At 62.6% G+C, this 7751-nt stretch carries 6 protein-coding genes and 4 pseudogenes; 7 read left to right on the plus strand and 3 right to left on the minus strand.

The genetic code is table 11. The annotated features are described in order from the left end of the window. On the plus strand, nucleotides 1-1368 hold a 1368-nt coding region (gene tnpC / locus NKH70_RS35185), incomplete at its 5' end, for an IS66 family transposase (RefSeq protein ID WP_353027430.1). Here tnpC and NKH70_RS35190 read toward each other — a convergent pair. Both NKH70_RS35190 and NKH70_RS35195 read right to left on the minus strand, forming a co-directional pair. Further along, nucleotides 1363-3231: pseudogene (locus NKH70_RS35190) on the minus strand (recombinase family protein); the annotation flags it as partial. The gene tnpC and the pseudogene NKH70_RS35190 sit on opposite strands and share 6 nt — an antisense overlap. Before the next feature lie 43 nt (nucleotides 3232-3274). After that, the gene (locus NKH70_RS35195) at nucleotides 3275-3463 is read right to left on the minus strand and encodes a hypothetical protein (protein ID WP_353027431.1); all 189 of its coding nucleotides are present in this window, start codon (nucleotides 3461-3463) and stop codon (nucleotides 3275-3277) included. 312 nt (nucleotides 3464-3775) lie between these two features. On the opposite strand from NKH70_RS35195, the pseudogene NKH70_RS35200 reads away from it, so the two are divergent. The 5 genes and pseudogenes from NKH70_RS35200 to NKH70_RS35220 all read left to right on the plus strand — a co-directional run. Next, a pseudogene (locus NKH70_RS35200) lies at nucleotides 3776-3976 on the plus strand (transposase domain-containing protein); the annotation flags it as partial. A gap of 21 nt (nucleotides 3977-3997) precedes the next feature. Next, nucleotides 3998-4618 carry a transposase gene (locus NKH70_RS35205; protein ID WP_353027435.1) on the plus strand — a complete coding sequence of 207 codons (621 nt, stop codon included), beginning with the start codon at nucleotides 3998-4000 and terminating at the stop codon, nucleotides 4616-4618. 7 nt (nucleotides 4619-4625) lie between these two features. Then, a pseudogene (locus NKH70_RS35210) lies at nucleotides 4626-4934 on the plus strand (transposase); the annotation flags it as partial. After that, nucleotides 4919-5116 carry a transposase gene (locus NKH70_RS35215; RefSeq protein WP_353027432.1) on the plus strand — a complete coding sequence of 66 codons (198 nt, stop codon included), beginning with the start codon at nucleotides 4919-4921 and terminating at the stop codon, nucleotides 5114-5116. The pseudogene NKH70_RS35210 and the gene NKH70_RS35215, both read left to right, overlap by 16 nt. A 191-nt stretch (nucleotides 5117-5307) precedes the next feature. After that, nucleotides 5308-6078: a GntR family transcriptional regulator gene (locus NKH70_RS35220; RefSeq protein WP_353027433.1), complete on the plus strand. Its 771-nt coding sequence runs from the start codon at nucleotides 5308-5310 to the stop codon at nucleotides 6076-6078. A 346-nt stretch (nucleotides 6079-6424) separates the two neighbouring features. Here NKH70_RS35220 and NKH70_RS35225 read toward each other — a convergent pair. Further along, nucleotides 6425-6888 (minus strand): annotated as a pseudogene (locus NKH70_RS35225) (ATP-binding protein); the annotation flags it as partial. A 468-nt stretch (nucleotides 6889-7356) separates the two neighbouring features. Here NKH70_RS35225 and NKH70_RS35230 point away from each other — a divergent pair. Next, the coding region (locus tag NKH70_RS35230; protein ID WP_353027434.1) for a recombinase family protein at nucleotides 7357-7751 on the plus strand (395 nt) is incomplete at its 3' end.

Raw genomic sequence — 7751 nt, forward strand, 5'->3', positions numbered from 1 at the left:
TTCGAGGAACTCGAGAGCACCGCGACGGAAGACGAGATCGCCGCCGAACAGGCCGCGGCCCGGACCACCGAGGTGGCGCCTTACACGCGCAAGCGACCGGCGCGCCAGCCATTTCCCGAGCATCTGCCGCGCGAACGCGTGGTCGAGCCGGCGCCGACCGCTTGCCATTGCTGCGGCGGCCATCGGCTGCGCAGGCTGGGTGAGGATATCACCGAGACCCTGGAGGTGGTGCCGCGGCAATGGAAAGTGATCCAGCACGTGCGGGAGAAGTTCACCTGCCGCGACTGCGAAGCGATCAGCCAGGCTCCGGCGCCGTTCCACGCCACCCCACGCGGCTGGGCCGGTCCCGGCCTGCTGGCGATGATCCTGTTCGAGAAGTTCGGCCAGCATCAGCCGCTCAACCGCCAGGCTGAACGCTATGCCCGCGAAGGCGTGCCGTTCAGCCTGTCGACGCTCGCCGACCAGGTCGGCGCCGGCGCCGCGGCGCTGATGCCGCTGTTCAAGCGACTCGAAGCCCATGTGCTGGCCGCGTCACGTCTGCACGGTGACGATACGACGGTGCCGGTCCTAGCCAAGGGCAAGACCGATACCGGCCGATTATGGACCTATGTGCGTGATGACCGACCATTCGGCGGTGTCGATCCGCCGGCGGCGGTGTTCTATTATTCCCGCGATCGCCGAGGCGAACATCCCGCGGCGCATCTCGCCGGCTGGAGCGGCATTCTGCAGGCCGATGCCTATGGCGGTTATGGCGATCTCTATGCGGCGGCCCGTCAGCCGGCGCCTATTCTGGAAGCCAGCTGCTGGGCCCACAGCCGGCGCAAAGTGTTCGAGCTGGCCGATGTCGAAGCGGCGGCGCGCAAGAAGGCGCACGGAGAGAAGCCCAACCTGGTCTATCCGCTGGCGGTCGAAGCCGTGAAGCGCATCGATGCCCTGTTCGATATCGAGCGCGCGATCAACGGCCTGTCGCCGGCCCAACGCCACGCCGTGCGCCAGGAGCGGAGCGTGCCGCTGGTCACCGAGCTCGAGACCTGGATGATTGAGACGCGCGACAAGCTCTCGCGCGGACATGATCTGACCAAGGCCTTCAACTACATGCTGCGCCGCTGGTCATCCTTCGCCCGGTTCCTCGACGACGGGCGGATCTGCCTATCGAACAATGCAGCCGAGCGAGCCCTGCGCGGCATCGCGAAGACCGATTCATTATGCACCTCCTTTTCAAATGGCGGAAAACAGCGATTCTTGGTTGTCGTCGTGGATGCGACGCGGAGTATTGCGCGTCAAATCGGCCTTGATCCGTTCGTCTTCGAGGTCGCTGGCGCGGATCTGGTAGGGCGCGCCGCGCATGACCTGCTCGGCGGGCAATAGGCCATCCCTGATGAACCGGCGGATTTTGACGTGTGAGACTCCAAGCCGGGCGGCCGCGTCCGACATGGTAAGCCACTCGCCATTCTTGTCGGAAGAGCGATAGCCGCTGATCTTGTGCACCGTGCGCAGCGATTGGACGCGACGCGCGGTCCAGGTCTTTCCCTGACCGGTCTGCATGCCCATGCGGTTGAGTGTGGCAGCGATTTCGGCATCCGACCACCGGGTTGCCATGGATCGCATGATCGCCAGAGCCTCCTCAGGCGTACGCTGGCCATGCTCTCCGGATTTGGGCTTGCGAACCCGTACCTGCGAGTGCTGGCCTCCGTGCCAGTGGATGGTCAAGATCACGTCGCGCGCATCGTCATCGACATCGGCCACGATGTCCTTGATGAGCGCGCGCAGCAGTTGCTGACGACAGCGCATGTCGACACTCGGCGCGTTCCAGGTGGCCTCGAGATTCTGGGCGAAGCCCGTGAAGTCCGGAACCGCGTCGACAGGCTCCACACGCTGGACTTCGCTCAGCCGCGCCTCGCACGTCTCCACGCGCCTGAGCGTGGCTTCCCAACTCTTCTCGATCTGGGCCGCAATAAGCCGGTTCTCCGGGTCGCAAGCGGCATAGCGGCGCTCGGCGAGCGATGCCTCATAGCGCGCCTGCTGCAGGTCCATCTCGATCATCTGCCGCCGCTTGGCTTCGCTCTCCAGCTGCATGCGTTCAGCCTCCAACGCCGCTTCGATCGCCATCGGCGCAACCGCCTCCAGCGCTTCGCGGGTCACCGCCGCGTCGGTGCGAAAGCCGTTGAACGACATGCATCGCGCCTGGGCCATCATGAGGTTGCCGCGCTCGCAGCGATATACCGGATAACCTTGGCCGCGTCCGGCATACATGACAACCAGTCTTCGCCCGCATCGACCACAGGAGATGAGACCCGGGAGCAGCGCGCGACCGCCGCGGCCCGACTTGACGCCGCCGGCTTTGCCATAAGCGTTGGCCGCGAGCAGTTCCTGGTTCCGTTCGTACTCGCTCCATCCGATGTAGCCTTCGTGATGGTCGTTGAGCACCACCGCCCACTCGCTAGCCGGCTTGTAATGGCCATAGCTCTTGCGAACGCGGCCATCGACGATCTCAGTGCGCTTCTCGCTCTTACCATAGACATAGGCGCCGGCGTAGAACGGGTTCTTCAGGATCGAGATCACGTTGCGGTAGCGGATCGGAACCCAGTCGAAGGACACCATCTTCTTGCCGTCGGAGGGTCTGGGGAAATGCACGCCGTCATCGATCATCGAGATCAACACTTGCCGCGCACTGCCGAGTTCGCGGAAACGCGCGAAGATCAGACGAATAGTCTCCTGCAGGCGCATGTCGGGATCGAACCCGAGACCGTAATCGCGGTGCCAGACATAGCCGAAGGGCACGGAGATGCGCAGTTCGCCGCGCTGCGCCTTGGCGCGGGCGGCCTCGTACATGCGGGCACGCAGCACGCCGAGCTCGAACTCGCTGATGCTCCCCTTCATGCCGAGCAGCAGGCGATCGTTCGGCAACCCCGGATCGTAGACTCCGTCCAGATCGATCACCCGTGCATCGACTTCGCCGCACAACTCGAGCAGCCGATGCCAGTCCGGCCCGTTGCGCGACAGGCGGGACGCCTCCAGGCAAAGCACGGCGCCCTAATGGCCGGTGCACAGATCGTCGACCAGGCGCTCGAAACCGGGACGCTCCACAGCCCCGCTTGCGGTCCGTCCCAGATCCTCGTCGATCACCTCTACTTTGCGGAATCCCCAGCGCCGCGCGACGTCGACAAGCTCATATTGCCGACGCTGGCTCTCAAGGTTGAGCTGGACCTGCGCCTGAGTGGACTGACGCACATAGACGACGGCCTTGCGCTTGAGGACGGCAGTCGGAATCAGATTACCGCTCGTCGTGGCAGCTCTCCTCCTCCGTTGCCACGCCGGCGGCGGCCATCAGTACGTTGGCGAGCCGGGCGATCACTATGGTCCGTTGCGCTGAACTCAGCCCGTTCAGCTTCTGCGAGTCGAGCGGCAAGCTGAGTTGGCGAACGACCACGAGAGATCGTGTCGGGGGTGGCAGGGTTCTCATGTTGCGCCTCCGCGATGGTGAAATCATCCGGAGAGCCTCGCCGGAAACGGCGTTCGATCAAGAGCTTGTGAAGCTCAAGCAGCGCGGCAAGCGATACGCGCGGGGAGCCCAAATCCATCGCCGCGCAAGCCACGGGATCGATCACCCAGGCCGGAGCGGTAATGACATGCCCGGGCGCGACGACGAGATGAATGATCCGGCCGTTGGCGCGCTCTTCGCTGTTCTCGCAGCGAAGCCGACGTCCGAAATACGGGTGCCAACGATAATGGACCTCGACCTCCTGCCCAACATGGGCAGAATGACCCCGAGATGGCAATTACCCGAAAGAACAGCCTCTTCGCTGGCAGCGACGGCGGCGGACGGACATGGGCCACCATCGCCACGCTGCTGACCACCGCCAAGATGAACGAGGTCGATCCGCACGCCTGGCTCACCCAGACCCTCGAGCGCATCGCCAATGGCTGGCCAAACAGCGCTATCGAGGCGCTCATGCCTTGGAACTACCACCGCTGAACGGCATCAGCTACCCGCTTACTGCATGGCTACGCAAGCGGCATCTACTCGTCGCGGCGGATCGCCAGGGCGGCTTGTGAGCGAGCGGATTTCATGATGATCGTGGCGGGCGATACGCCGGACTTCCGCACCATCTCGGAGTTCCGCAGACGGCATCTGAAGGCGCTGGCTGCGCTGTTCGTGCAGGTCTTGCAGCTTGCCGAGAAGGCGGGATTGGTGAAGCTCGGGCACGTGGCGCTCGACGGCACCAAGATCACGGCCAACGCGTCCAAGCACAAGGCGATGAGCTACGAGCGCATGAAGAAGCGGGAAGCGGAGCTCGAGGCCGAGGTCGACCGCTGGCTCAAAGCCGCGGAGGCGGCCGATCGGGAGGAGGACAAGCTCTACGGCAAGCAGCGCGGCGACGAGATGCCCGATTGGGTGGCAAGCAGAAGCGACTGGAGAAGATTCGCCAGGCCAAGGCCGAACTGGAGGCGGAAGCCAAGGCCGCCGCCGAAGAGGAGATGCGCCGCCGGGATAAGGCGGAGGAGCAGCGCAAGGCAGAGGGCCGCAAGAAGAACGGCAAGACGCCGGCGCCACCGAAGACGGAACCTGTGGGCAAGGCGCAGCGCAACTTCACCGATCCGGAAAGCCGCATCTTGAAGACCAAGGACGGTTACATCCAGGCTACAACGCGCAGGCCGCTGTCGATGCACAGGCCCAGGTCATCGTGGCCCAGAGCCTGACGCATAGCATGAGCGACCAGGACCAACTCGTGCCGCTCATCGACGGGATCAAGGACAATCTCGGCCGAAAAGCAAAGGAAGCCTCAGCCGACGTCGGTTACTGCAGCGAGGCAAATCTTGCTTGGCCGAGCGCGAGGTCGGCGCTTACCTCGCTACCGGACGCGCCAAGCGCCCTGCCGAAGGCAGACCCAAAATTACCTGACCGCTCGTCCAGGCGATGCGGGACAAGCTGAAGCGAGCGGGACGACGAACCCGATACAGGCTCAGAAAGCAGGTCGTCGAGCCGGTGTTCGGACAGATCAAACAGGCAAGAGGGTTCAGGCAGTTCCTGCTGCGCGGCATCGAGAAAGTGAAAGCCGAATGGGCGCTGATCTGCACCGCCCACAACCTCACCAAGCTCGCCCGAGCGGCATGAACCGGCTATCGTTCAGCCAACAGCCGCCCTATGCCGGAGCTATCTGGACAGGCTTCTAGTGGCCGACGGTTTCGCAAGGATCATCCCGGCCGCCGAGAATCCATGCTCAACTACCCCGGCTTCGCGCAGAACTTCGGTCTTTTCGGTCCAGACTAAAGCTGTAATTTAGGACAACAGAATCGCAGGTCCCAATGGAAAACGGTAGCAGCACGAAGAACACCCCAGAGGCTCTCCTAGAGCAAGAGGGACAAGGTGCTACTGAGTCGCGCGCAGGATTGAACCTTGCGCCTCTCGAGAAGAGTGTGCGCCTCGGCGATCTTGCCTACGAAGCAATGAAGGATCGATTGATTCGAGGTGCTTTCGAACCTGGACGAAAGCTAACGGTGCGCGCCGTGGCAGAGGCCCTCGGTGTGAGCTCGACGCCGGCGCGCGACGCCCTGAACCGCCTCGCAACAGAGGGTGCGCTCGTTTATTCAGGCCCCAAGACCGTTATCGTTCCTTATTTGACGCTGGACGCACTGGAAGAAGTTACGGCGATGCGGCTTGCGCTCGAGGGTGTGGCGGCTGAGCGCGGCGCGGCTAACTCGCCTCCGGCACTTGCTGACCAACTGGAGAAGATGCAGGTGACGATCAACAAGGCGCTTGAGAGTCGGAGGTATGCGGACGTTCTTTGGACCAACAAGGAGTTCCATTTTGCGGTCTACAAGAACTGCGGGATGCACTACCTGCTGTCGACAATCGAGGCCCTATGGCTTCGGATAGGTCCGTCATTTCACGATCTCTATCCGGAATTCGCTATCCAAAAGCACGGGGTTCATAATCATCAAGTGGTTATGGACAGCCTTCGCGAGGGTGATTCACGGGGCGTGCGTGCTGCCTTCGAAAATGACATCCGTGATGGCTATCGGCGCCTGAAGCAGGCAATTCGGGCGAGAGCCGAGACGGAGGGTCAGCGAGGTTAGGAGCACACGCACGTTTGGTCACGGATTGACCGGGCTCTCACACTCGATGTTTGCCAGAGCGCTCTGCAGCGACCAGCAGGAGCGCGCCAGCAGAACATCCCAACGCCAGATTCACAGATAATTTTGCGCCGACTAAGCCCCATACCCAACTGCCGGCTTCATCGGAATACGCAGCCGCCATCTATCAGGGCATAATAGATTGAGATCGTCCTCCCACGACCAGCGCGGGCTCGCCAGTTGCACATTTGTTCCAAGCACTGAACAGACGTGGCCAACCGGCCCCCCCTAGGGCATGTCAAGCGAAGTGAGGATTTGACCCCTGGGGCGAAACGAAGAACTGACCCCGTCATTGTTTTGCGGTTTCGTTGGTGTCGAGCGTCGTTCCGGCCTTCTGCAATAGGCCGGAACGACGCTTTTCGCGAAGCCGGTAGCTGTCGCCACGGATGGTTATCACTGTCGAATGATGAAGCAGGCGATCAAGGATCGCCGTTGCCACCACGGGATCGCCAAACACGCTGCCCCATTCGCCCACCGAGCGGTTTGAGGTGATCAGGATCGATCCCCGCTCATAACGCCGCGACACCAGCTGGAAGAACAGATGCGCGGCATTTGGAGATAGCCGAGCTCGTCGATGATCAACAGTTTCGGCCGCGACAGGGTCGTCAGCTGCTTTTCGAGTGAACCGTCGTCATGGGCCTTGGCCAGCATCGCCACGAGCGTGGCCGCCGTGACGAACTGGACGCTATGGTTCTGCCGGATCGCCTCGCGCCCGAGAGCCACCGCCAGATGTGTCTTGCCCGTACCCGGCGGACTGGGCCCATAATGCCCGTTATCAGATGGCGAGGCAAAGAAGATTGTCCGTTACGCCTTTCATCCACGTTCGGGCGGGGAGATTTTCGTCACAGGCCGTCAGCGTTATTGCGGTGAGCCGGCCTATGTCGGGCGACAACCGGATGGCAGCCTGGCGCTGATTCCGATCTGGATGACGGAAGAGATCGCCCTGACGATGGCGGTCGCGAGGCGCCCCGTTTTCCCCTTTCATGCCTGCGCGACCTGCGCCGCGAGGTCGATGCATGTCTACGTTTTCTGCAGAGCGACTCACGCCAGCCAGGAGACGACCATGCAGCGCAGGCAATGCCGAACCGACCAGCCAGACCGGTTTTCCAAGAAGGCTCCGCCATCGAGTCTTCCAGGCGAAGTCCGGGAACGCACCCTCCCGCTGATCGAGACCTTGCTGAGGGAAGCGGTGGTGAGCCAGACGGGACGGGAGGCAGATCAGTGAAGATCACCGCTGAACATCTCGCGCGCGGTGCCTATGTCTATGTCCGGCAGTCGACGGCCGATCAACTCGTCAACAATCCCGAGAGCCGGCGACGCCAATATGGCCTTGCCGAGCGAGCGCGGTCCCTTGGCTGGAAAGACGCCATCGTCATCGATGAAGATCTCGGTCGTTCAGGGTCTGGCATCAGCCGTCCGGGCTTTGAGAAGCTTCTGGCGGCGATCTGCGAAGGTCGGGTTGGTGCGGTCCTCGCCATTGAAGCCTCCCGGCTGGCCCGCAATGGCCGGGACTGGCATACGCTCATCGAGTTTTGCGGCCTTGTCGGAACGCTCATCATCGATGAGGACGGCATCTACGAACCGCGTCATCCCAACGAAGGCTGCTGCTCGGCATG

Source organism: Mesorhizobium sp. M0991 (assembly GCF_040318915.1).
Taxonomy (GTDB): domain Bacteria; phylum Pseudomonadota; class Alphaproteobacteria; order Rhizobiales; family Rhizobiaceae; genus Mesorhizobium.

Coding starts and splice junctions, on each gene's coding strand:
- NKH70_RS35220 (WP_353027433.1), top strand. CDS start 5,308: ATGGAAAACGGTAGCAGCACGAAGAACACCCCAGAGGCTCTCCTAGAG.
- NKH70_RS35215 (WP_353027432.1), top strand. CDS start 4,919: ATGCGGGACAAGCTGAAGCGAGCGGGACGACGAACCCGATACAGGCTC.
- NKH70_RS35195 (WP_353027431.1), bottom strand. CDS start 3,463: ATGAGAACCCTGCCACCCCCGACACGATCTCTCGTGGTCGTTCGCCAA.